This window comes from Sphingomonas sanguinis (genome assembly GCF_001476905.1).
GTDB classification, from domain to species: domain Bacteria; phylum Pseudomonadota; class Alphaproteobacteria; order Sphingomonadales; family Sphingomonadaceae; genus Sphingomonas; species Sphingomonas sanguinis_B.
In genome coordinates, this window is the sequence record NZ_LDTE01000041.1 from 1 (window position 1) to 22,944 (window position 22,944).

Below are 22,944 nucleotides of genomic sequence, written 5' to 3' on the forward strand. Positions count from 1 at the left end.
TGATTGAGTCTCAGCCCTATCAATCTTTGCGTGACCAAGGAGAATCTGAACGGCGCGGAGATTGCCGGTCGCCTTGTAAATAATTGAGGCCTTCGTTCGCCGAAGCGAGTGCGTCCCATAATCCTGCGGGGGCAGGCCGATGCCAATCACCCATTCCCGTACAAGACGGGCATATTGGCGGGTGCTCATGTGGGCCATGTAGTCGTTGCGGCTCGGGAAGACGAAGTCGTTCAGTGTCCCACCGCGCCGTTCAAGCCAAGCGCGTATTGTTTTACGGGCCGTATCCATGAGTTCGAACTGAACAGGACGCTTGTTCTTCTGCTGTACGATGATGGCGCGATCCCGCACACGCCCGCCCGAAACCAGATCGCCGATGCGAACTTTGACCACATCGCAGCCGCGTAATTTGCTGTCAATTGCAAGGTCGAACAGCGCTCGATCACGTAATCGCCGGTGTTGATCAAGCCAAAAGCGAATGGCCCAAACTTGCTGCTGTTTAAGCGCCCGCTTGGCACCAACCAATCGGCCCTCATTCCAAGGGCGAAGTTCGTGGAAGGCGGCGTCCATTGCCGAGTGACCCATCGCCTTTCTCCATTGCGCCGAGTCGGTGCCAACATCATAATCGACCGCAGTAAATGCGCGGTTTGCAAACGTGGTGGATGCCCTGTCATCCAGACACATTAAGGATCGTCCGATATTTGAGATGGCCCCCTAAATGACCTGACAGGGTCTCGCTCTAAGATAAGAGTGAGGCATATGACTGAGCATACGACCAGGCGTTACAACGACGGCGAGGTTCTCTCCGGGGTTCAGCGCCGGAGGCGCTGGACCCCGGAGGAGAAGGTCCGGATCGTAGAGGAGACTTACCTGCCGGGCATGAGCGTGTCGCTGGTGGCACGCCGGCACGGCATCGGCGCCGGGCAGCTGTTTACCTGGCGCAGGCTGATGGCACAGGGTGCGCTGACCGCAGCGGGTGCCGGCGAGGAGGTGGTGCCCGCGTCCGAGTACCGGGCGCTGCAGGCCCAGGTGAATGAGCTTCAACGCCTGCTCAGCAAGAAGACGATGGAAGCGGAGATCCTGCGCGAGGCCATGTCCCAGGCCACAGGCCCAAAAAAACTGCTGTTGCGCTCGACCTCGTTGCCGGGGGACGGTCAGTGACCGCGGTCGCCGACGCCATCGGCATCAGCCGCCAGCATCTCTCCGCCATGCACAACCGACCACCGCCCAAGCTGCGAGGGCGACCGCCGCTACCCGACGCCGAGCCGGTCGCCGATATCAGGATGCTCGTTGCCGATCTGCCGACCCCGGCCTGCGCCGGGGCAGGCTCTATGGCTATCGCCGCGTGCATGCCCTGCTGCGCCGCCAGGCCCGGCAGACCGGGCGCGAAAGCCCCAATCCAAAGCGCGTCTACCGCGTCATGAAGGTTCACGGCCTGCTCCTCCAGCCCCACAGCGGCAAGGGCGAGGAGCGGCGCCATGATGGCCGGGTCTCCGTCGACCGGCGCAACACCCGCTGGTGCTCCGATGCACTGGAGATCGGCTGCGACAACGGCGAGAAGGTACGCGTCGCCTTCGCGCTCGACTGCTGCGACCGGGAAGCCATGGGGCACGTTGCCACCACCGGCGGCATCACCGCCGAGGACGTTCGCGACCTGATGGTTGCCGCCGTCGAGCACCGCTTCGGCCCCGTGAACCGCCTGGCCGAACCGATCGAGTGGCTCACCGACAACGGCAGCCCCTATGTCGCTGGCGATACCAGGCGCTTCGCCCGCGACATCGGTCTCGTCCCGCGCACCACTCCAGTTAGCAGCCCGCAGTCAAACGGCATGGCAGAAGCCTTCGTCCGAACGCTTAAGCGCGACTACGTCCGCGTGAACCCGACGCCCGACGCGCGCACCGTCATCGAGCAGCTGCCCGCCTGGCTGACCCACTACAACGAGGTCCACCCCCACAAGGCGCTGGGCTACCGCTCGCCCCGCGAGTACATCATGCAAACCCGCGAGGCCCCGTCAGGCATTTAGGGGGCAACGACAGGATCGTCCGATATTGTTGGCTGCAAAGGTGCTGGCCTATGTCACTTTCTAAGGATTGGTATCGGAGGCGATTGAGGCTTTGTCGAAACACCGAACTTGCGTATAGAAATGGTAGCCATCGGATGGTTGACGCCAAAATTTGCTCTTCGGATCGCCGTAAAGGTTCGATTGTGATCACCTGCCAGGTGGAGGTTCGTTCTACGTTCTAGAGACAGGTGACAACCGGATGGCTTTATCACCCGACTATTACGCCGTTCTCGGGGTGCCCTCGACGGCAAGTCGTGACACCATACATTCAGCGTGGAAGGCGCTGCTCCGTCAATATCATCCCGATGCCAATCATGGTGTGGATGTTTCTGCTCGCGCTAAGGAGATCAATGAGGCGTATGCCGTTTTAGGCAAGAAGGAAGCGCGCGCCGCCTACGATCGCTTGCATTTCAAGCCGTCCGCTCATCAATCTAGCGGGGATCGCCCGGTTCATACGAGGAAAGCCGGCAGGCGCCCTATGCGACCTAACCCGTCCATGCCGCCCAGCGGTAGTTTCTCGAAGCCGCTAGACACCAACGACTGGCTGGTCGGCCTTTTTCTATTAGTCCTCACTGCGGCCCCGTTAGCTACCATCCTTGTTCTATATTACGAGGAGCCCGGTTCGGCATCTACGGTTCGACATAGCGTGACAGTTCACCGCGCACCATAGTCCGCCAAAGCCGTCCGCAGCTCGTTAAGCATGAAGATCGGATTTGCACAGCTCGCTTCCTAACGTGTCCACGACGCGGTGATGAACAAGTTGCCAGAGTTGGACAGTGGAAAAAGCTTGCGGATGTCTGATCCTGGGTTTGTGTAAAGGTAGGCCAGGGCGGCAGCTTGAGCCCAACTCCAATCGTTCTACTTTCGCCTAAACTTGGGCACACTCGTGACGCCATTTAGGCGATATGGCTTTGAGAATCAGACTGATCCATTTTTTAAAGATGTCTAAGCGTCGATACGTCTCGTCGTCCGCCTCGGGAGCCCCCTTCGACAGCCTAGCGATCGATCTAGTTGGGCGATAGCGGGGCTGCTGGATCTGAGACAGGCCGATCAGGATGTTGGTGCGGCTCATATGCGATCACCCATTGCGGATAACCTTCCGGTGACATGGTGATGTCGGCATGCCCTACCGGGTCGTTGCCGGTTTCGATCCACCCAGCCCCATGGCAATAATCGCAGATTGCCCGCTTGCACCGGAAGCTGACTAGATCAATCTCAGTGTTCCATTGCCCGTACCCTCGGCAAATCGGGCATTTTGCATCCAAGGTCCCGTTTCGCGGCTGAAGCGGGATGATGTCGAAAGCGTGGGGGCTGTTCGGTCCGTCGCAATAGACGACGTTGCTGGCATGGGTGATCGGTCTTCTCCTACACCCCGGCCGAACGAATTACCCGACTTGGGGTTGCCGCCGTCGTGGCGGCGTGCATCGCGTTATGCAGTAGCAGCGTCGTCGTCGTCGGGCTTCACCTCGCCACCATCCTTGCGGATAAAACTGATCTTGCCCTGCGTCTCCAGGATAGCCCAGGCGACCTGATTCATGTGGGCGATGCCCGCTAGGCGCATCTCGGCTTCGACCTCTGCGCGCGTGATGCGGTCGCGGCGGAGATTCGCTTCGATTAGTTGGCCATCCCGAATGATGACCTGCGGCCGGCCGTCCAGCAGCGTCTCAAGCCGAGGCGAAAGATAGGTCGCCCAGCTCATCACAAGCGCCCAGAAGGCGAACGTGGCGATAGCCAGGATCGAACCGGTCAGGCTGAAGTCGTTGTGAGTGACACCTTGCTGGACCAAGTCGCCCATCACCACGATAACTACCAATTCGAATGGCGTCAGCTGGCCGATCTCGCGTTTCCCCAGCAGCCGCAGCAACAGGTAGAGCGCCGCGAATGTAACGGAAGCGCGTAGGACGATGTCCATTATGGCAAGACCGGGATGGAGACATGAGCTTTGGTCAGGGGGGTGTCGTCATCCAGAAGCGTGACGTTTCCTGCTACGCGCCCGATCAGTGGTGGGTTTGTCTGGCCGTCTATTTTGACCTCCAACGTCTCCCCCGCCTCCAAGGGGCCGTACTCAAAGCGATACTGCCCGTCCTTGAAGCTCTCGTTCGCGGGGGCTGGCACTTGGCTATTGATCGTTAGATCGCGCCACAGGGATGCGTCCACGCCGATGACCGGCTTGGCAATCGCTCGTCGGGCAGTCACGCGGATGTGGGTCTCAAAAAATAAGCCGCTGCGCAGCGGCCGAGCGACCTTCAACTCCAATGAAGCGGCGGGAGCAGAAACAGACGTTACGGGCGCAGGCGCGCCGCCAAGCAGCCCAGTTGCCGCAACCGCCATAGTGGCGCCTAGCACGATGAATGCGAGTAGGCTGGCGTGTGCTCGAAGCCCTCGCACGGGTGCCAGATGGCTCTTGTCGATGCCGTCAGGCAGGTCAGTGTTACCCAGCTGCGCCATCAAGCCATTTTGTCCCGCAGACGTGTAGGCACAACGTCATATCGTTCGATCCTCGGGTCAATCCCTTCATGAGGCATAAGGGCCTCATGGGTGAGCTAATGCAATAAACTCAGGTGAATAAGGTGCCGGTTGGGACGATCCCACGTCCACGCCATTTTGCTGGATGCGAGGCGGCGACAGCGTCACTGCACGACGGATGACTGGCGTCGCGTCGTCATCGCTGATGCCACGCTGCCGTTTTGCTAAGCGACACCGGGCCCATTGAACCGCGGAATCGATGGCCGCATTGCTCACGCGTTCAGCGACCAGGCCAATGGCGATCCCGGCCAGGACATCGCCGGCATAATGAGTTCCGCGCGGCACTTGTACGACGGACACTGACAGTGCCGCACCACGGGCAGCGACGGCATGATCAGGATATGCTCGCGCGATCGCCTCTCCAACCGCGACGGCACCAGCGCTGTGGCCAGACGGGAACGAATTATCCTCGTGGCGGTCGCTATCGCCTTCCCGCACCCGTGGATCATCACCGTCTTTGGGTCGCCTGCGGTTGACCACGGCCTTGATCCCGCTCTTGGCCCAGGTGGCAAGCGTGTGAGCCGCCAGCATCCTAAAGCCGGTGCTGGTGAGGTGCAGATCCCGTCGGGCGATACCGACCGCGACTGTGGCGGCGCAGATGATCCGCATCTGTGGCTGATCGCCGATCTCGCTGACGGCACCGATCAGCCGCACTGGCCAGCTATTGCGCTCATCATTCACCTCGGAGGTGATTTTGTGGTCAGCCCGCTCGACAGCGGTAGGTTTGCGATCCCCATCCATAGGCGCTCAACAGATGGATCAATCCTTTGGCTCCTTCAGGCGACGTAGGGATGCACTGTTTATTGAATGGCTTCTGCCTGGTCGGCATGCCGCCCATGAACTTGTAAAATATGCCTATGCCCATGCCAATCGTCGCTCCATCGTGGACCAGACTTTCTCATTCCATGGTGGTAAAAGTTTTGGCTCGCGAGCGTCGGGTTATGGCGACGGCGGACATTCAAGTTGCATCGCCCGAGCGGTGGTTATTTCCCAGCTTTTGCCGTTCAAGCAGGGACGCGTGATCAGCCTATGCCGATGAACAAAATTCTAAAATTGAGGAGCTTTCAATCGTCTGCGGATGTTCGCTTCTGGGTCTTTCATGCTTGACCCATTGTCATGACCATGGCGTGCTTAGATCCATCTCAACTCGAATGCCGCCTTTGCCATTCGTCCTTCATGCGCGCTTTGAAGGACACATAGTCGTCGTCGGAATTGGGATCGAAATTGGCGATCTTGGCCTTGGCCAGATAATCGAAATAGGGCCAGTGGACTTCGTTGGTCTCGGCATAGAGATAGCATTGGATCGTGATGCACGGTTCTTCCGTCCCCCGATTGATCAGCTTGTGTACCTGATTCAGGCGTGACGAGATCCACGCGACATCGTCTTTTTCGAAGACGGCGGTCGCGAAGGGGGCCTGATGATAGGGCGATAGCATACGGTAGAGATCAACATTGATCTCGCCGTGCAGCACCTTGATCACCGCCTCCGCGCCGCCATGATTGTGGATGGGCGAGTAATGGCCGACCGGCCAGATCTCCATGACGAAGGGCACGCCGGGTGAATCGCCCTGATTCTGCCCGAGCGTGATGCGCAGATAGGTTTTGTCGGGATCGGGCGCGCCGAACTCCTCCGCCTTGCGCGCCAGCGTCCCGTGGCACCAGCCATTCGGATCGGCGATGCTCTCCTTGATCGCCTGGGCGAATTCGGGAAAGTCGGGCGTGTCGAGCCGGAACATCTCGCCCGCGACATTGTCGTAGAGCTGGCGGCAGGTCGGCGTCAGATTGCCCGGCACGGTGGCCTGGCCTTGCGCCATCATATCCATCGTCATGCGGTCATGCACGACGACCTTCATCGGCACGTCGGCGACCACCGGATCGCGCCAGATGTCGACGGAATCGCGGATCGACGCCGTCACCTCGACCCGGCGCGCCTCGCGCAGCCAGGCATAGGGGTCCTCTTCGTCGTCGGACGGTCTGCCCGCCAGCTGATATTCGGCGATCATGCAGCCGAGGCGCATCTCGCCCTTGCCATAGCGCAGGCGGCGATTGTTATGGTCGAAGCTGAACCAATAGGGGCAGCGCGGATCGGGATCGAGCCCCAGGGTCAGGTCGGGTTCCAGCTCGACCTGCGGCGTGACCGGCCGCTGATGCCATTCGCCGTCGATCCGCTCATGCAGCGTGACCCCGTTGAAATCGACATCCCAGCGCAGCGCGGGCCGGCCCCAGCATTTGTTCTGGATACTGACGCTGAACGGCGCCTTTTCGGCGATCATGAAGCCAACCGTCCCCTGGCCTAATACGGGCAGGCGGATGAAATCCTCGAACTTCCCGTCCTGATCCTCGGGGGTCAGCACCAGATGAGCGGGTACGCTCAGGAAATTCTCTTCCGCATGGCTCATCGTGGCGCTCCCCCCGGGTGGATGACCGATCATCCTTCGTATATCTCAGGATCAGCGCGAGGTTGCGCCGGGTCAATATAATAATCGATCGTGTCCGTTGTCGGACCGGTATGTCCAATATTTCGGGTGGATTATGCTTTTGTAAATATAGCATCCACTTTGGATATAAAACGATCGCATAAGAAAGATTTCGTCCCAGCCGCTATTGCCCGGAATATCATTCGCGGTCAGTCTGTCTGGCAAGGCAGCAGGGTGGGGGAATCGAACATGAATAAGGAACTTCCGACTCCGAAATGTTTCGATAAGCCGGATCAGGCTACCGAGCGGTTGACCGAAATGTTCGTCGATATCGGGCAGGCACGCGATACCAAGCTGAACCCGCCCCCCGCCCAACGCGCCGTCTTCCGCAAGTTGCACGGCGTAGCGCATGGCTGGCTGGAGCGTCACGACGACATACCCGAGGCGTGGCGCGTCGGCATCTTCGCGCATGAACGGCTGGAGGCCTGGATGCGCTTTTCCAGCGTTAGAGCGTAAAGGGGTCGCGCTTCGCGTTCTCGATTTTGGCGGTTCGGAAATGGACACGAAATCACCGAGCGGCAGGATGCTGCTGACGATGTTCGCCGCCGTCGCGGAGTTCGAGAGGAGTATCATGTTGGCCCGGCAGCGCGAGGGCATCGCCAAAGCCAAGGGTGAGGGGCGCTATCGAGGTCGGGCACCGACCCCGCGGGCCAAGGCCCAAGACGTCCGCGCTCTCGCACAGACAGGAGTAGGCGCGAGCGCCATTGCGGCCAAGCTCTCCATTTCCCGAGCATCGGTCTACCGCATCCTTGCCAATCAGTCGGGAGCGGCAGCGTGAACCGAGCTGCCGTTGCCTTCTCGGCTATCACCGCCGCGCTGGAGGACATGCACGCGGTTGCAGTTGAGGGACAGGTTCCCGAGCTGTCGCCGGATGAGGTGGTGCCGTTGGTCGCACGTTTGCGAACGGATACCCGTAGTCTGACGCGTCACATCGCCGCCGCCGCTCTAAACCGATGAGCGGGAACAGCTATAATGGCTTCACCGCTGCCGAACGTCGCGCTGGTGGCCGCGCGATCCGTCATGCGTTGGCCGAGGGCAGGTTGTGTCCTGCCTCGTCCTGTTCGGTGTGCCTTGCTGGCCTGGGGTTGTCCCACCAATGGCACCTTGAGGACTACACGGCTCCCCTGTCCGCGTACCCAATCTGTCGACGGTGCCATTATGCGGTACACATCCGCTTCCGCCGCCCGGACTATTGGCAACGCTTTCTGCGTGAGCTTGGCGCAAAAACGTGGGTGCATGATCTCGCTGTCACGCCCATGCGTGAGCGCCCGTGATTTCGCGGGTGGCGTCGGCGACGATGCCCTTACTATTGTGGGGCGCGAGCACTTAACGGCAGGAAGGATATCCGATTGCGACCACCAGCGGTGAAGATCGTAAGGGCAAGGCAACGTGATCGCGCATCTTCACTGCCCGGCTTCGACCGGAACTTCCCGCCACAGACGCGCGAATGGGGCATCGACAAGCTGCAACTGAGACTGACAGGACAGTGGCGCACGACGCTGGCCGATGGACGCGCCTTTTTCGCTACCCGGTTGTCCGACCCTGCACTGCCGTGGCTACGCAATCACGATGCGAATAGGAGCGGTGTCACTGTCGAGACTGTCCAACCCTCCTTGCTGACGTTGTCCTTGAAGATTTCGGCAACGCGTTGCAGCGAGACGGAGGGAGCAATCATCGCTGAGCTGTCAGCGAACCCCACGCGCACCCTCGCGTCGTTGATCGCGAGGTTTGGCGATCAGGAGGATTTTCGGGCGCGGATATTCTCAATGGATGTCCTGACTTTCTTCGGCGTCGCGGTCGAACCATCCGGCATCCCGCGCAGCCTCGATGGCTCAGACAACTATTTGCCGGATCGTCCTCCTGTCCACAGCCTCCTTGGTGATGATCCGTTTGCCACGTTCATTCCCACTTACATCGCGCAGTTGCAAATCCTGCTAAGCCGAACGCTGTCGGAATACGACGGTGGGTTCGGGTTCGACGGAAGCGATCAAGTTATCGCATCGCCGGACGGCGAAATCCGACTGAGTTGGGGGCAAATCGCAGTTCCGCAGATCGAAACCTATTTCGAGAGGTTCCACCGGAACGCTATACCCGCTGTCAGGGGAGCCGCTGTGTCCATACTCGACGCGGACACCGCTTCGCGTGTTACGCTGTACCCGGCATATCAGGAGCAGCCCAGTCTGGAACGAGATGGTGATCGACTGGCGTTGACCGCCGCGATCTCATCAACGGTTGATGGTCGGCATACTCTATCAGTCTATGCCAAGACGCCTTCCCGCATCCGTTTTGAGGTGCGCCGTCAGCGGCGAGGTCGCTACGGGTCGGATGCGATTGGAAATAGCGGTGCAAGCTGCCCCCCGCACATGGCGCGTTTGGTCAACATTTTGCTGAGCGTCGAGCGCCAAGATGCTGCCCGGCTAATCCGATGGACCGACCTCTTCGAGTTTTTCGATGAACCGGACCTGCCTAGCATCGGCGATTTCGCCTATGTCATGCGGGCCATCTTTCGCGCAGCGAATGGGTCGGCAGAGCTGTTCGACTTGCTGACGGAAAGGCTGTTGGTCGATGGTGGATTGGCGATAGGGATCAACCCTCAGATCAGTATAGCTGCCATCCGTTATCTGGAGCGGGCAGGCGTGATCGAGAAAGGGCGGATACGTCACAGATACAGCCCATCCCAGATCGCTCGGTATAGGCTGGTCGGCGTTTATCGGTCCCTGCGTGAACGGATGCTAATGGGCATATCGGGTCAATCCGGTGCAGACATGACCCGCGCTATTTAAACAGAACGCCCGGATCGACCTTCAACGCGAGTGCCAGCTTCTCGACGACGATGATCGTAGGCGCACGCTTTCCGCGCTCTATCCCGCTCATATAGGTCCGGTGAACGCCGACCGTATCCGCAAACTCGTCCTGTGAGATAGCCGCTGCCTCGCGCAGCGACCTCACGTTCCGGCCAAATCGCTCCCTGATGTCCATCGACGATGATGGACCACAATGTCTCCGATAGAACGACAGCCGATAGTCTACATAGTTGTTGCTAGCAACCGAATGCTCTGTAGACCATAGGATACAACTGCTTTGTTGGGAGGAACTATGCGAAACCTGATTATCGCCGGTGTGGCGCTGCTGGCTGCGACGCCCGCACAGGCCCATTGGCAGTATGCCAAGTGGGGAATGACACCTGCACAGGTGATCGCGGCTGGTAATGGCAAAGCGAAGGCGGCGGCGGGCGACAAGTCCGTGCAGGGTGACACCACCCGCGATGTAGAAGCGGATTACAGCGCGGGTGATCGCGCATTTCGCGCGAGCTTCTGGTTCGACGCCAGCGGCCTCCAAAAGGTCACGCTATCACCTACGGGTGAGCGACGGTGCCTCGATCTGCGGCGCGATCTCTTGGCGAAATACGGAGAGCCGGTGGAGCGCGATCCCGGTTCGGTCGAACGACTGATGTGGGCCGATAAGCCGTCCAACAATCGGATCGTCATCATCTTGGACGGCGACAGCTTCTGCGAGTTGCAGTACGCGCCGCTGGTCTCACGGGCGGGGGCGGGCCTCTAACATGATTGCCATCCTCTTAGCCGCCGCGTTGGCATCGCAGTCTGCCTCGAAGTACGACGCGCCGCCGATTGATCCGAACAAAGAGGGGCTTCTCGCGATCATGCGGGAGCAGCCGTTTTGGGCAGGCACCTCGACGAAAACCCCGGATGAACTGACCCTCTGTGTCGTCAGCGCGCTTTGGCATCATGACATGAACGCCGGGGCCTTCCCGGCTGGCGGTTCAGTCTACGTCAAAACGCAGTTCACGCTTGCAAGACTGTCGCCCCGGAATGGAGGCGGTACGGACGTCACGCTATGGGGCGGTGGTGGAAGTAAGGGCGGCATCGTTCCTCGCGTTAAAGGCTGCCTGTAGACCGATCTATCAACGATCCTCACCATGAACATCGTATAAGGTTAAGGCGGCAACCCGACCTTTTGCCCCTGTTAGCTTTCAATCTGGCGGTGTGAGGATCGTAGATAAGACAGAAGGCCAGCAGTCATGCGAAGTGCCCGACTACGCAAATGTCGTTGCGGTGTGTTGCTACAAAAAGTCCTACAATCGGCCTCCTGCGCCACCGCCCAATATATTGATAACCAATGATATTTAGGAAAATGTTGAGTGTCCCTCCCTCTCCGCCATTTACCTGACAGCATGAGATGAGCCAGTGTTCTGGACCTTGCGTGTCCGTGCACTGACGCCCGGATGGCCATCGGCATGGCATCCCATTCGACCAGAATCCCACACTCCCGCGACCACCGACGCGCGGCGGTCGCGGGAAGAGATTTGGCGGGTCAGCGCCCTTGCCGGATCAGCGGACCGTCACCGCCATCGTGACGCGGCGGTTGGCGGGGGCGACCTCCTCGTCCTGGCTCATGTCGAGCAGGGGGCGGCCGTCGGCTGCCCAGTGGATGCGGCGTACGCGGGCGTCGCGTCCGTCGCCGCCGACGCCGTTGCCCCAGCTGTGATAGACATAGAGCGGGTTGCCGTCCTCATCGGTGGTGAAGGCGCCGTGGCCGGGTCCCTGCTCGTACCGGCGATAGTCGATGGTGCCGGCGGGCATCGGCACGCTCTTCTGGAGCGGTGCGGACCATTTGCGCCACGCGTCCTTCCGCGTCAGGTCGGCGTTCAGAGGGGCGGAGATGCCGTTGACGACATAGGTGGGGCTGACCCCGGAACTGGAATAGACGAGCGTCACCTGGCCGTCATGGGTGAGCGCAAAGCCGCCCTCGGCCAAATTCTCTTCGACCGATGTCTCGGGCACGATGATCGGGGCGGGGTCCCCGATCAGCCGTGTCGGGTGCGCAGGATCGACCTTCGCGATCCAGGTCAGCGGATCGCCCAGCGGGCCGGACGTCGGGATATAGCGCTGAGACCAGGCGTAATAGCCCTGACCGCCGATCGTGAAATAGGTCATGTCCAGGCTGATATTGGGCATTCCAACGCGGCCGAGCGGCGTGCCGTCGGCCTTGAGGATGGCGGACGGGGGCGACCAGTCGGCGGGATTGGCCGGATCGCCGCCCTTGCGTAGTTGGATGATGTGCGATTGGACGCGCGACCACAGGCCGCCCTCGCTCGACTGGTCGTCCTTGGGGTTGAAGCAGGGCGCGAAGAGGATCGACAGCCGACCGCCGATCTCATGGATTTCCGGGGCCCAGTAACAGCCTGCGATCACGCGCCCCTCGCTGGTCCGGTCGCGGCGCGTGCGACGGTTGAGCACGTCGATCTCGCGCGGGCGGCCGCCCTTGTCGTCGGCCAGGTCCTCGATCCGGTCGGCGATGCGGAGCGGCAGATGCGTGGAACCGACATTGTCGTTGTTCGTGTCGTCGGTCGCGGTGAAGAGATAACGGACGCGGCCATCATGTTCCCAGCGATAGATGTCGGGATCGGCGCGGTTATAGGCCAGGATCGCCGGATAGCGGCGCTGGCGGACCGTGCCATGGACCAGATAGCGGCCAGGGCGGTCGAGCTTGGCAAGATCGGCGGCGTCCCAGTCGACGGCGCGGGTGGCGGTCGAGCCGTCCGAATAGCCCAGCGTGGCGCGCACGGCCTTCAGGGTGGCGCGCTGGCGGCGGGTGACGGTCTGCGGCGCGACCTGGGCCGTGACGTTGACGATTCGGCCGAAACGGTTGGCGAGCGCGGTCGCGGTGGTCGGCGCGATCGCGAGCATGTCGCCATCGGTGGTGGCGATGGCCCCCGTGCGCACCGCGCCGACATTGCCCACAGAGACGATGGTCGAGCGGCGGCTGCCATAAGGCGTGTCATGCTCTTCCGTCCGCGCCAGATCGGTCACGGTCGTCCAGCGCGACTGGCCGGTGCGGTCGGTCCATGACACAAGGTAGCGCCGGGCGGCCGAATCCCAGACAGCCCGGGGTCTTGTCACGCCGTTGGCAGGGCCCAGGTCGAGGGTGCCGAGTTCGGTGAAGTCGGCGGGCCGCCGGGGATCGCTGCGGAAGATCAGGGTCGCGGTCGCATCGGGGTCGGGCTTGCCTGCCATGTCGACGCGCGTGGCGATGACGCCCAGTGCGCCATCGGCGAAATGGAAGAGCGACGGATCGGCCACCCCGCGCAGGGCGACCCGGTCGAGGCCGATCGAGTCGCCCTTTGCGAACAGCACGCCATGATCGTCGTTGAGCGGACCGGACCGGCCATTGGCATCGGTTAGCGCCAGATGCACGCTGCGGGCCACCGTCGGCTGGTTCACGGCCTCCGCCGTGGTGGGCGTACGGCTATAGGCGCGCAGGCGACGCGCGTCGGTGCCCAGCACCGTCACGGCGAAGTGCTTGGTCTGCGCCGTGCCGTCCGGCAGGGTCAGTGTGCCCGCCAGATGGACGAGGCGCTCCTTGCCGTCGGGATTGGTGAGGATGCCGTCGTTCACGACCCCGCCATCCGCGCGCCAGCGAACGCCATGACCATCGGGCACGGGCAATCGTGTCCCCGACGCCAGGACCGGCGGCACGACCCAGCGATCGGTGAGGCTGGCGTCCTGGGCCTGGGACGGGGCCGGGTTCCAATGCGCGACCAGCGCATCGCGCTCGGCCGCGGTGATCGGCATCACCGTACCATGGCGCGGCGAGCGGGGCAGGTGGAAGCCGCGTGGAATGGTCCACTTGATCTTGCCGTCGAGCGACTGGGTGGCGAGCGGGATATATCCGACCCCGCCATAATGATCGACCCACAGGAAATAGCGAAAGCCGCTGGCATCGCCGGGATTGGCGCGGAACGGGGTCGGCCCCTCTACCTCGGGCGTGCCGGCGCGTCGGCCGATGCAGCGGTCCACGATCCGCCAAGCGCCCGAGTCGCCGGTCGCACGAAGGGAGGGGGAGACCTGGGCCAGGATATCGGCGGACGGACAGCCATCGGTGTCGGTGATCTTGGTGAAGCGGTAATAGCGGTCCCCGTCCTTCAGGACCGTCGCGTCGATCATCCCCTTGTCCTTCACCGCGCCGGGGACATCGGTGGACTTGAACCAGGGCGTCGGCGGGGTGAAGTGGCGGAAGTCACGGGTGATCGCGCTCAGGATTTGCGGGCCATTGCCGTCCGAGACCTTATGCGCGGCGTCCTTGTAGAGCGTCGAAGTCCAATAGACGACATAGGCGCCGATGCTGGGATCGTAGCTGGCCTCGGGGGCCCAGGTCATGCCCGCATTGGGCAAATTGACCCGAACATGACGCTGCTGGCCCCAATGGACCAGATCGGTCGACTCCCAGATTTCGAGATACTGGCTGCCCTGGTCGGTCGACCCGCCCCAGCCGGTGCGGCCCGCCGACAGGTCGGTGGCGAGCAGGAAGAACCGGTCGCCCTCGGCGGAGCGCATGATGAAGGGATCGCGCAGCCCGCGCGTGCCTTCTGTGGATTCGAGAATGGGTTGGGCGTCGTTCAACGTCTTCCACTGCAGGGCGTTGTTGCCGTCGGACACGGCGAAGCGCACTTTTTCGCCCTCGACGCTGTCGCCGGTGAAATAGGCGAAGACATAGGCGGAGGGCGGCGATGCGGCCGGGGGGGCGGCGAGCACCGTGACGTCCAGCGGCACGTCGATCGGGCGGCGGTGGGGAAGGGTGACGGTGGCGGTCAGGCGGACCCGGCGGTCGGTCCGCCCGCGCGAGACGAAGCCCTTGCGAACGACGTCTTTGCCGTGGCGTTTGTCGGTGGCGGAAATGACCTTCGGATCTGAGGAGCGCCATGTGATCCGCGCGCCGGTCATGTCCGGGCGCGCGGCCAGGGCGGGCAGTTCGGCGGTACTGTCGGGCAGGGTCAGGCTGCCGCGGATCGGCCCGGCAAGCGACAGTTCGTCACGCAATGCCGCAGCAATCGGGTCGCGCAGCGGGTCTGTGGCAGGGGCCGCGCCACCTAGCGCAATGATCGCCATGGGCAGCGGCAGGATGCGCAGAAAACAATGCGTGGCCGTCATCCGGCTTCTCTCCCATTGGCGTGGCTGGCTTCGGTGCCGCCGATCGTGTCGAACGTTATGTCGGACATTTGTCTCGCCGCAAGTGCGGAGTTGCAGGCCCTAGTGCGGCGTTGGCGACCGACCACGGCCTAGCGCCCTGCTTTTGCGGGCGAGCCGTCAGGGCATGGGCGTGATGGTGATCCGGTCGATATTGGGAGCGAAACGCGAGCGGAGCAGGATGCCGGGCCAGCTCTGCGACGCATAGGTCCGGCCATCCCAGTTGGGCTGTTCCTCGCCCGCAATACGGATGGTGTTGGCCCCCGCCTTCAGCGTCACGGGCACCGTCATCTCCCACCAGTTGTTGGCGTTGAAGCTGTGCGGCGCACTGACCAGTATCGGTTCGCCGCCATTGACTGCAATGCGCGCGATCCGGGCGAGCGGGTCGGGATTGTAATGCGTCGCCTTGGCCTGTTCCTGATTGGAATAGCGCAGGGTCAACGCATAGGTGCCCGCACGGTCCGCCATGACCCTGGAGAAGGTCAGCGTGTTGCCGTTGCCCGGCGCGCCACCGATGTCGAACACCGCGCGGCCGCCGCTGGCCAGCGACGCCGCGCCGATGCGGGCGGTGCCAGCGACCTGTGCGGCTTCCGCTTCGTAATGGCGTGGGGCGGGGCTGGTGTCGGGCGTCACCGACAGGCCGCGCAGCGATGGCGATCCGGCGGCGGCGGTCACCACCACCTTGTTGATCCCGCCGAGCAGGAAGGCATGGCCTTTCGTCTCGCGGCCATTGACCGCCATCCGCACCGCGCCGCCGCTGGCGTCGGGGGCAAGGCGCGCCAGGCCGTCCTGGGCCGCATAGACCCAGAAGGTCGCGCTGCCGTCCTTCGCCAGCGTCACCGCGTCGTCGCCGGAGCGGAACCCGCCCTTCAGCACCGCGTCGGCGACATCGTAGCGCGCGTGGGTGGCGGCGGGATCGGCGGCGGTCAGGGTGATGCGGTCGACCATCGCATTGCCCTGCGTCCGCCCCCGGCCGTCCGGGCTTCGCGTCGAGAGCGTCAGGACGTGGCGGCCGCGTGTGAGCGAGACGGTGGTATCCGCATGGTCGAGCACGGCGGGCTTGTAGCCCAGCGGCAGGAACAGCTCGCCCGCCGCTTTGCCGTCGATCAGCAGATAGACGTTGGTCGGCCCCTGCGCCTCGGCCAGCGGGTCCTTGTTGAAGGTGCTGGCGAGCACGCTCAGGTCGTAGCGCCCGGCGCGCGGCACCTCGACCGCGAAGTCCAGCGCGGCGTCGATGCCGGTCCTGAACCCCTCGACCAGATAGCCGTTCGAGACGTGGAAGCGGTCGACATGATCGGGCGAGCCTTCGGGCCCGCGCACGCTCAGGCCGTCGCCGCGCCGGGCCGCCTTCTCCGCCTCGTAATCCTGTCGCCAGCGAGGGGGCACGGCGGCGGGCCGAACGCCCTGGCCGGGAGTGAGCACCAACTCATAGGCCGCTTCCTCGCGCAGCGCGGGCCAGCCGTCCTGGCCGAAGGGGAGGGCGACCTGGTCATCCTTCACCCGCACGATCCGGTCGCCGACCAGGACCGGCGGGGCGCTGTCGCCCAGCTGGCCGGTCCATCCGATCTCGCGCACCCGCACGCGGGCGGTGCCGCCGAAGCTGGCGGGGACATGGGTGAGGGCGACGGTCGCCGCGCCCGATGCGCCACCGAACAGCATCCGCATCTGGCTGCGCGCCGGGTCCAGCGTCGCCACGCCCTGCAGCGTATAGCTCTGGTCGGGATGCGGCGGGGTGACGGCCAGCGTATGGCCGCTCATCGTCGCATAGCGATTCAGCAGCCACCATTGCCCGTTGCCGCGATTGGCCTGGACGGCGGAGTCGCTCAGATTGCCGTCGATATTCCAATAGGCGATGTCGGCATCGACCTTTGAATCCTCGATCGCCGCGACCCACTGCACCATCTGGCCGGGGACCGAGGTGTGGTAGTTATAGGCATATTCGTTGATGTTCACCGGCAGGTGGCGGCCCTGCCACTGGGTGCCCTTGAACAGCCGGTCCTCCCATTCGCGGTACTTGCGCACGCTGGTCCGCACTGTTGCCGGGTTGCTGAGTTCGTGCCAGGTGATGATGTCGGGCATGGTGTCGGCGGCGATGGCGTGGCGCAGGAAGCCCTCGACCTCCGGATAGAGGATGCTGGTATTCGGCCCGGCGATCCGCGCGCCGGGCAGTTCCTGGCGGATCATCCGCACCGCGCGGTCCCAGGCGTCGTTGAAGGCGGTCGGGTCCTTCTGCCACCGGATATTGTTGCAGCTCTTGGGCCCTTCGGCGAACATGTTGCCGTCGGGCTCGTTATAGGGGACGAAGACGATCCGGTCGCGATAGCGCGGCGTCATGCCTTTCACCTGCCGCACCTGCGCGCGCAGCTTCTCGATATAGTTCGTGACCGACTGCGCGCAGTCGCCGGTCTTCCAGTCATAGGGGAATTCGCGGTTGATGTCGGTCATGTAGATATAGGTGTCGCCGCCCGACGCATCGGTCAGCAGGGTCGAAACCTCCAGCGCGTCGGCGCCGGGATGCTGCGGCCCGTCCTGCGCCTTGGTCGAGACGGTGCGTAAGGCCATCCCCTCGACCAGATTGGGGTGCGGCAACCGCGCGTCGTACAGGCCATAGAGCGTGCCCGACGCACCGCCATGAAAGGCGCCAGTGTCGCTGGCGAGATCGACAGTGATCGTCTCTTGCGCAAGTGCTGGCACCGCAACCGAGCCGAGCAGGGCGGCGATCAGGACGGAGGCGGAACGGCGGGGCTTTTGGGTCATGGATCGGGGTTCCGGGATAAGGGTCATGCGCCGCGCTCGGCGGTTATGCGCGCGATGGTGGCGCGGTTCAGGATCAGGCGGGAAATCGCAAAGGCCAGTGCCAGGTGCATCAAACCTGGGATGATGGTCGACAACAGGCGGATGCCGGTGAGCGACAGGGGCGTCTGATTGCCCGCCCCCGCCTTGTAAGACACCAGCACCAGCACCCCGCTGATCAGCGCACCGGCCACCGCCCAGGCCAGCTTCACGAAGAACTGGTTGAAGGCAAAGCTCATGCCCGAGGAGCGCATGCCTAGCTTCCACTCGCCATATTGGTCGGCCAGCTGAATGAGGGTGAAGTGGAGCGGCAGGGTGCAGCCCAGCACGATGCAGCACAGCCCGACCAGCACCAGCCACAGGGTCGGATAGTCGCCCGGCACGAAGAAGGCAGCGACGTGTCCGGCGACCAGGATCAGATTCACCCAGATATAGACGCTGCGCACGTCGAACCGGCGGGTGAAGGCCTGCACCAGGATCGAGCCCAGGAACCCGCCCGCGGTCGCGGTGCCGAAGAACAGCGCTTGATAGGTTGCATCGCCCTTCAGCACATAGGTGATGAAGTACAGCGCCGCGCCGCCCTTGGTATTGAAGATCGCGATCAGCAGCAGCGTCATCAGAAAAGTCCAGCGCAGCTGGTCGTTCTTCAGCGTGTTGGCGATGGCGACCCTCAGCGGCACATCGGCGGAATCGGCGGCGGCCACCCGCTCGCGCACGAACAGAAAGCAGATCAGGAACATGACGACCGCCGCCGCGCTCAGGATCGCCACGCCGTCGCGATAGCCGCGCGCGATGTCCGCGCCGCCCAGATGGCGCACCAGGATGGGCAGCCCGACCGATACGCAGAAGGACGCCACCGCGACCATCGCGAAGCGCACCGACTGGCACGATACGCCCTCGCGCTCGCTATCGGTCATCCGGGTGATCAGCGCGCAATAGGGCACGTTGTTGAGCGAATAGGACAAAGCGAGCAGGAAATAGGTGATCGCGGCATAGGCGACCTTGCCGTCATAGCTGAAGTCCGGCGCCTGGAAGGTCAGGAAACAGCTCAAGCCGACCGGAATGGCGGTCCAGAGCAGATAGGGGCGGAACCGCCCCCAGCGGGTGGAAGTGCGGTCCGCCATGATGCCGATCAGCGGATCGGATACGGCATCGAAGATGCGCAGCGACAGGAACAATATGCCGACGATACCCGGCGCCAGGCCGAAGACATCGGTATAGTAGAAGGTCAGGAAATTGGCGATCAGCCCGGTGACGATCGTGCCGCCCGCATCGCCGAAGCCGTAACAGACCTTCTCGATAAAAGGGATGGAGGCAGGCGGGATCGGAGCAGGGGAACCGCGCCGTTGCCCGTGATCCGCTGCTATGGCGTCGTTCGCCATCGATGCCGCCATGACCTTCTGCCTCCTCCGTCGGTCCGTCCTTTGACGGTTCCGTTGAAATCCCCGATGCGTGTCGTTTATCGCGTCTTGTCGAACGCCGCCGTCACCGCCGCGCCGTCGCGGATGAAGATGGGAATTCGGTGGACCGGCGCGGCGCAGCAGACATGCCCACCGCCCTCGACCCGCTCTTTGGTCCAGGCGTCCAGCCATACCCCCTCGGGCAGATAGACGCACCGTTCGCCGACGCCCGCCGCCGTCACCGGTGCGACCAGCAGGTCGGGGCCGAACATATACTGATCGTCCACCGTCCAGCAGTGCGGATCGTCGGGATAGTCATAGAACATCGGCCGCATCAGCGGATCGCCATGCTCATGCGCAGCCCGCATCAGCGATGCGACATAGGGCCGCAGCCGCTCGCGCAAGGCGGCATAGCAGCGCAGCACCTCGTACACCCGCTCGCCGAAGCTCCACAGCTCGTTGCCCGCGCCCGTATCGCACTGCGCCACGCCGTCGCGGAATGGCTCGGCGGGCGGGGTGATGGGATCGCGGTGGCCATGCATCCGCAGCACAGGGGTGAAGACCGCCCATTGGAACCAGCGGATCATCAGTTCGTGAAAGGCGGGATCGCCGACGTCGCCGCCATGGAAACCGCCGATGTCGGTCGTCCACCACGGGATGCCGGCCATACCCATATTCAGTCCGGCGCTCAGCTGATTGCGCATCGCCTCGAACGAGGAATGGATATCGCCCGACCAGACCAGCGCGCCGTAGCGCTGGCTGCCCGCCCAGGCGCAGCGGACCAGGCTGACGATCTCGGTCTCGCCCTCGGCGCTCAGCCCTTCGTGAAAGGCCTGGGTGTAGTGCAAAGGATAGGCATTGCCGACCGCCAGCACGCTGCCCGCATGATACCGGTAATTGTCGTAGTCATAGGCGCTATATTCCGGCTCGGCCTCGTCCAGCCAGAACAGCGTCACGCCCTGGTCGCGATAGTTGCGCTTGACCGTATCCCAGAGGAAGGCCCGCGCGCCGGGGTTGGTCACGTCGATGAAGCGGGTATTGCCCAGAAATTCCTGCTGCACGTCCAGCCCCCGCTTGGCCCGGACCAGATAGCCCTTCTCGACCAGCGCGGGATAGTTTTCCGAGCGGTGATCGACCGTCGGCCAGATCGAGACGAGCAACTGCGTGCCCATCGCCTTCAGCTCGGCGGTCATCGCCGCCGGATCGGGCCATTCACGCGGGTCGAAGCGCCAGTCGCCCTGCACCGGCCAATGGAAGAAATCGGCGACGATCACCGCCAGCGGAATGCCGCGCGCATGACAGTCGCGCGCGACCGACAGCAACTCGTCCTGCGTGCGATAGCGCAGCTTGCTCTGCCACAGGCCCAGCGCATAATCGGGCATCATCGGCACGGTGCCGGTGACGCGGGCGTAATTGCGGACGATCTCGGCCGGGCTGTCGGCGGCGGTGATCCAGTAATCGATCTCGTGCGCGGCCCGCGCGGTCCAGGTCGCGCCATTGGCGGCGAAATGCGCCTCGCCCACGGCGGGCATGTTCCACAGAAAGCCATAACCATGGCTCGACACGACAAAGGGCACGCTGGCCTGCGAATTGCGCTGCGCCAGCTCCAAAAGGCATCCGGCGAGGTCGAGATGGGGCTGTTGATACTGGCCCATGCCATAGAGGCGTTCGTTTACCTTGGCCTCGAAGCGGACGGCGATCTGCGCCACGTCGCCGTCCAGCACCTTGAACTCGCGCCCCGCCAGGCCCAGCGCGCTGATCGTGCGGATGTCCTTGGTGCCGACCGTCCAGAATTGGCTGATCGTGTCGCGCTGCCGCCATTTTTCCTCGAGCAGCAGCTCGCCGCGCTGGTTCAGGAAGCGGATTCGGCCCTGAAGGTCGACCTCGGCGGTGATACGGCCATGGGTGATACGTGCGGTCGCGCCATCGCGCGTGACGACCGGTTCGCTCGTCCCGGCGGCGTCCAACAGCGCGCCCGGCGTCGCGCCACGATCGGGAAAGGGGGAGGCACGCAGCCGCAGCCCGTCCGGCCCATGCGCCTCGATCCGCAGCCAGTCGCCATTATAACGCCACGATATCGCGTGTGCTTCCAGAACAAGCGTGTCCAAGCGCTCCGATCCTCCCCGTACCATTCTGCGATGGCCGTAAACGTTTACGGGTTGTCGGCCCATTGCGGGTCTCTGTCAATGCCGTTGTCGCGCGCTGTGGGGCGGGGACTTGTGCGAAAGCCTTGGTGTCGCGATCACAGCGGCATGGACATACGCGAACTCGCCCGTCACCTCGGCCTGTCGATCGGCACGGTGTCGCGCGCGCTGAACGACCGCAAGGACGTCAGCCCCGATACGCGCAAGCGGGTGGTCGAGGCGGCGCGCCTGCATGGCTATATCCCTAACCAGTCGGGGCGGACGCTGCGCAGCGGACGGACGGGCACGATCGGCTTCATGCTCACCCTGGAGCATGACAGTGCGATCCATGGCGATCCCTTCTTCATGGCGCTGCTGGAGGGCGTGCAGAACGGGTTGAGCGAGCATGATCTGGATCTGGCGGTCCTGTTGGCGCGCAAGGGCGAGGACGGGCTGACCTTTCTGCGGCGGCACGTCTCGCGCGGGACGGTCGATGGCTGGGTGCTGTCGGGCACGCAGCATGACGATCCGCGCATTGCCTTCCTCCTCGATCGCGGCATCCCCTTCGTGGCGCTGGGACGGACCGCGACGGCGCGTGACTATGCCTGGATCGACCTGGATTTCGAGGGGGTGGTCGCCGATGCCATGGGTCTGCTGACCGGTGCGGGGCATCGCCGCATCGGGCTGGTCGCGCCGCCCGCGACGATCAACAACAGCCATATCGTGGTCGAGCGGTATCGCGACGCACTGGCGCAGGCGGGCATCGCCTTCGACCCCGCGCTCGTCCATCATGGCGAAACCGATGAGAGTGACGGCGAGACGACGGCGCGCGAGCTGATGGCGCTGCCGGACCGCCCGACCGCGCTGCTGCTGATGGGGGAGACCGCGCCGGTCGGGGCGTATCGCGCGCTGCGTCGCCTGGGGCTGGAGCCGGGGCGGGACGTGGCGGTGATCGGGCTGCGCGACAATCCCGCCTGTCGCGCGCTGTCGCCGGACCTGACCTGCTTCTCGCTGGAGCTGGACGATTTGGGGCTGGCCCTGGCGCGTGGGCTGGTCAGGCTGCTGCCGGGACAGGAGAACATGAACGAGCCGCTGGTGCAGCGGCTGTGGGGCATGACGCTGCGCCTAGGCCAGAGCCATCTCGCCCTGGGCCAGAGCCCCATCGCCAATTGATCAGGGTGCGATCTCGACCTCGAAGGTAAACCATGCCCCCTCGGCATGATCGAACAACTGCACCCGCTGCTCGGTCACGCGGGTGGTGAAGTGGCCGGCGCTGCTGCGGTCATAGCCCCGCGCCTCGCCCTCGACGATCTCCATATGGATCGAGGTTCCGGCACCGGTGTCCTGCAGTTCGGGAAGGGTACCGCCGAACTTCGCGCCCCGATCGCCGTCGAAGCCCTGAAGATGTTCGCCGCGCGCTTCCGCCGCGATGCGAAGATGCCGGTCGGCCTGGTGGTCATAGAGACCGGCCACCTTCTTGCCGGTGACGAGCGCATGGGCGGAGGCGGCGACGACCGCGCGGATATGGGGTTGCATGGCCGCTGCCTGACACGGTGCGGCGCCGGGATCAACCTTGGCCCC

Annotated in this window: 19 protein-coding genes and 1 pseudogene; 9 read left to right on the plus strand and 11 right to left on the minus strand. The window is 63.5% G+C overall.

What is annotated here, in order from left to right:
• The coding region (locus tag SB4_RS07440) for a tyrosine-type recombinase/integrase (protein ID WP_058752130.1) at window positions 1-582 on the minus strand (582 nt) is incomplete at its 3' end.
• 174 nt (window positions 583-756) lie between these two features.
• Between SB4_RS07440 and SB4_RS18865 the strand changes: the two are divergent.
• Window positions 757-2,020, plus strand: a pseudogene (locus tag SB4_RS18865) (IS3 family transposase).
• 238 nt (window positions 2,021-2,258) lie between these two features.
• A complete protein-coding gene (locus tag SB4_RS20595) occupies window positions 2,259-2,729 on the plus strand; it encodes a J domain-containing protein (RefSeq protein WP_082670044.1) in 471 nt (156 codons plus the stop codon).
• A 759-nt stretch (window positions 2,730-3,488) separates the two neighbouring features.
• On the opposite strand, the gene SB4_RS07460 is transcribed toward SB4_RS20595, so the two are convergent.
• The 3 genes from SB4_RS07460 to SB4_RS18880 form a co-directional block, all read right to left on the minus strand.
• The gene (locus SB4_RS07460; protein ID WP_058752070.1) at window positions 3,489-3,971 is read right to left on the minus strand and encodes a DUF421 domain-containing protein; all 483 of its coding nucleotides are present in this window, start codon (window positions 3,969-3,971) and stop codon (window positions 3,489-3,491) included.
• Window positions 3,971-4,507: a hypothetical protein gene (locus SB4_RS07465; RefSeq protein ID WP_058752071.1), complete on the minus strand. Its 537-nt coding sequence runs from the start codon at window positions 4,505-4,507 to the stop codon at window positions 3,971-3,973. Before SB4_RS07465 ends, SB4_RS07460 begins: the two co-directional genes overlap by 1 nt.
• Window positions 4,508-4,591: 84 nt before the next feature.
• On the minus strand, window positions 4,592-5,326 hold the full coding sequence (locus tag SB4_RS18880; protein WP_082670045.1) for a phosphatase PAP2 family protein: 735 nt from the start codon (window positions 5,324-5,326) through the stop codon (window positions 4,592-4,594).
• Between the two features lie 13 nt (window positions 5,327-5,339).
• Between SB4_RS18880 and SB4_RS19525 the strand changes: the two genes are divergently transcribed.
• The gene (locus SB4_RS19525) at window positions 5,340-5,624 is read left to right on the plus strand and encodes a hypothetical protein (RefSeq protein WP_153006124.1); all 285 of its coding nucleotides are present in this window, start codon (window positions 5,340-5,342) and stop codon (window positions 5,622-5,624) included.
• A 103-nt stretch (window positions 5,625-5,727) separates the two neighbouring features.
• On the opposite strand, the gene SB4_RS07475 is transcribed toward SB4_RS19525, so the two are convergent.
• Entirely contained in the window at window positions 5,728-6,984 is a 1,257-nt protein-coding gene (locus SB4_RS07475) for a cysteine dioxygenase (RefSeq protein WP_058752073.1), read from the minus strand.
• A gap of 267 nt (window positions 6,985-7,251) precedes the next feature.
• On the opposite strand from SB4_RS07475, the gene SB4_RS07480 reads away from it, so the two are divergent.
• The 3 genes from SB4_RS07480 (at window position 7,252) to SB4_RS07490 (ending at window position 9,845) form a co-directional block, all read left to right on the plus strand.
• Window positions 7,252-7,518 carry a hypothetical protein gene (locus SB4_RS07480; RefSeq protein ID WP_058752074.1) on the plus strand — a complete coding sequence of 89 codons (267 nt, stop codon included), beginning with the start codon at window positions 7,252-7,254 and terminating at the stop codon, window positions 7,516-7,518.
• 40 nt (window positions 7,519-7,558) lie between these two features.
• Window positions 7,559-7,840, plus strand: a complete 282-nt coding sequence (locus SB4_RS07485) for a recombinase family protein (protein WP_241488526.1) — start codon at window positions 7,559-7,561, stop codon at window positions 7,838-7,840.
• A gap of 586 nt (window positions 7,841-8,426) precedes the next feature.
• Window positions 8,427-9,845 carry a hypothetical protein gene (locus SB4_RS07490; protein WP_153006125.1) on the plus strand — a complete coding sequence of 473 codons (1,419 nt, stop codon included), beginning with the start codon at window positions 8,427-8,429 and terminating at the stop codon, window positions 9,843-9,845.
• Here SB4_RS07490 and SB4_RS20600 read toward each other — a convergent pair.
• Window positions 9,838-10,218 carry a helix-turn-helix domain-containing protein gene (locus SB4_RS20600; RefSeq protein ID WP_420893885.1) on the minus strand — a complete coding sequence of 127 codons (381 nt, stop codon included), beginning with the start codon at window positions 10,216-10,218 and terminating at the stop codon, window positions 9,838-9,840. The two genes, SB4_RS07490 and SB4_RS20600, sit on opposite strands and share 8 nt — an antisense overlap.
• On the opposite strand from SB4_RS20600, the gene SB4_RS07500 reads away from it, so the two are divergent.
• Window positions 10,159-10,623, plus strand: coding sequence for a hypothetical protein (locus SB4_RS07500; RefSeq protein ID WP_058752077.1), 465 nt, complete (start codon window positions 10,159-10,161; stop codon window positions 10,621-10,623). The genes SB4_RS20600 and SB4_RS07500 overlap by 60 nt on opposite strands.
• Before the next feature lies 1 nt (window position 10,624).
• On the plus strand, window positions 10,625-10,975 hold the full coding sequence (locus tag SB4_RS07505; RefSeq protein WP_058752078.1) for a hypothetical protein: 351 nt from the start codon (window positions 10,625-10,627) through the stop codon (window positions 10,973-10,975).
• Window positions 10,976-11,411: 436 nt separating this feature from the next.
• On the opposite strand, the gene SB4_RS07510 is transcribed toward SB4_RS07505, so the two are convergent.
• The 4 genes from SB4_RS07510 to SB4_RS07525 form a co-directional block, all read right to left on the minus strand.
• Entirely contained in the window at window positions 11,412-15,011 is a 3,600-nt protein-coding gene (locus tag SB4_RS07510) for a family 43 glycosylhydrolase (protein WP_082670047.1), read from the minus strand.
• Between the two features lie 156 nt (window positions 15,012-15,167).
• Entirely contained in the window at window positions 15,168-17,804 is a 2,637-nt protein-coding gene (locus SB4_RS07515; protein ID WP_058752079.1) for a carbohydrate-binding protein, read from the minus strand.
• A gap of 23 nt (window positions 17,805-17,827) precedes the next feature.
• Complete coding sequence (locus SB4_RS07520; protein WP_241488528.1) at window positions 17,828-19,234, minus strand: MFS transporter; 1,407 nt, start codon at window positions 19,232-19,234, stop codon at window positions 17,828-17,830.
• Between the two features lie 65 nt (window positions 19,235-19,299).
• A complete protein-coding gene (locus tag SB4_RS07525) occupies window positions 19,300-21,348 on the minus strand; it encodes a glycoside hydrolase family 31 protein (protein WP_082670049.1) in 2,049 nt (682 codons plus the stop codon).
• Window positions 21,349-21,492: 144 nt separating this feature from the next.
• Between SB4_RS07525 and SB4_RS07530 the strand changes: the two genes are divergently transcribed.
• Window positions 21,493-22,536, plus strand: coding sequence for a substrate-binding domain-containing protein (locus SB4_RS07530; RefSeq protein WP_058752081.1), 1,044 nt, complete (start codon window positions 21,493-21,495; stop codon window positions 22,534-22,536).
• Here SB4_RS07530 and SB4_RS07535 read toward each other — a convergent pair whose 3' ends face one another.
• Complete coding sequence (locus tag SB4_RS07535) at window positions 22,537-22,899, minus strand: hypothetical protein (protein ID WP_058733253.1); 363 nt, start codon at window positions 22,897-22,899, stop codon at window positions 22,537-22,539.
• Window positions 22,900-22,944 lie beyond the last annotated feature (45 nt).

Excerpts from the sequence above, each read along its gene's own strand:
- SB4_RS20595 (WP_082670044.1), top strand. The coding sequence starts at position 2,259 with ATGGCTTTATCACCCGACTATTACGCCGTTCTCGGGGTGCCCTCGACG.
- SB4_RS07460 (WP_058752070.1), bottom strand. The coding sequence starts at position 3,971 with ATGGACATCGTCCTACGCGCTTCCGTTACATTCGCGGCGCTCTACCTG.
- SB4_RS07465 (WP_058752071.1), bottom strand. The coding sequence starts at position 4,507 with ATGGCGCAGCTGGGTAACACTGACCTGCCTGACGGCATCGACAAGAGC.
- SB4_RS18880 (WP_082670045.1), bottom strand. The coding sequence starts at position 5,326 with ATGGATGGGGATCGCAAACCTACCGCTGTCGAGCGGGCTGACCACAAA.
- SB4_RS19525 (WP_153006124.1), top strand. The coding sequence starts at position 5,340 with ATGGATCAATCCTTTGGCTCCTTCAGGCGACGTAGGGATGCACTGTTT.
- SB4_RS07475 (WP_058752073.1), bottom strand. The coding sequence starts at position 6,984 with ATGAGCCATGCGGAAGAGAATTTCCTGAGCGTACCCGCTCATCTGGTG.
- SB4_RS07480 (WP_058752074.1), top strand. The coding sequence starts at position 7,252 with ATGAATAAGGAACTTCCGACTCCGAAATGTTTCGATAAGCCGGATCAG.
- SB4_RS07485 (WP_241488526.1), top strand. The coding sequence starts at position 7,559 with ATGGACACGAAATCACCGAGCGGCAGGATGCTGCTGACGATGTTCGCC.
- SB4_RS07500 (WP_058752077.1), top strand. The coding sequence starts at position 10,159 with ATGCGAAACCTGATTATCGCCGGTGTGGCGCTGCTGGCTGCGACGCCC.
- SB4_RS20600 (WP_420893885.1), bottom strand. The coding sequence starts at position 10,218 with ATGGGCCTGTGCGGGCGTCGCAGCCAGCAGCGCCACACCGGCGATAAT.
- SB4_RS07505 (WP_058752078.1), top strand. The coding sequence starts at position 10,625 with ATGATTGCCATCCTCTTAGCCGCCGCGTTGGCATCGCAGTCTGCCTCG.
- SB4_RS07510 (WP_082670047.1), bottom strand. The coding sequence starts at position 15,011 with ATGACGGCCACGCATTGTTTTCTGCGCATCCTGCCGCTGCCCATGGCG.
- SB4_RS07515 (WP_058752079.1), bottom strand. The coding sequence starts at position 17,804 with ATGACCCAAAAGCCCCGCCGTTCCGCCTCCGTCCTGATCGCCGCCCTG.
- SB4_RS07520 (WP_241488528.1), bottom strand. The coding sequence starts at position 19,234 with ATGGCGGCATCGATGGCGAACGACGCCATAGCAGCGGATCACGGGCAA.
- SB4_RS07530 (WP_058752081.1), top strand. The coding sequence starts at position 21,493 with ATGGACATACGCGAACTCGCCCGTCACCTCGGCCTGTCGATCGGCACG.
- SB4_RS07535 (WP_058733253.1), bottom strand. The coding sequence starts at position 22,899 with ATGCAACCCCATATCCGCGCGGTCGTCGCCGCCTCCGCCCATGCGCTC.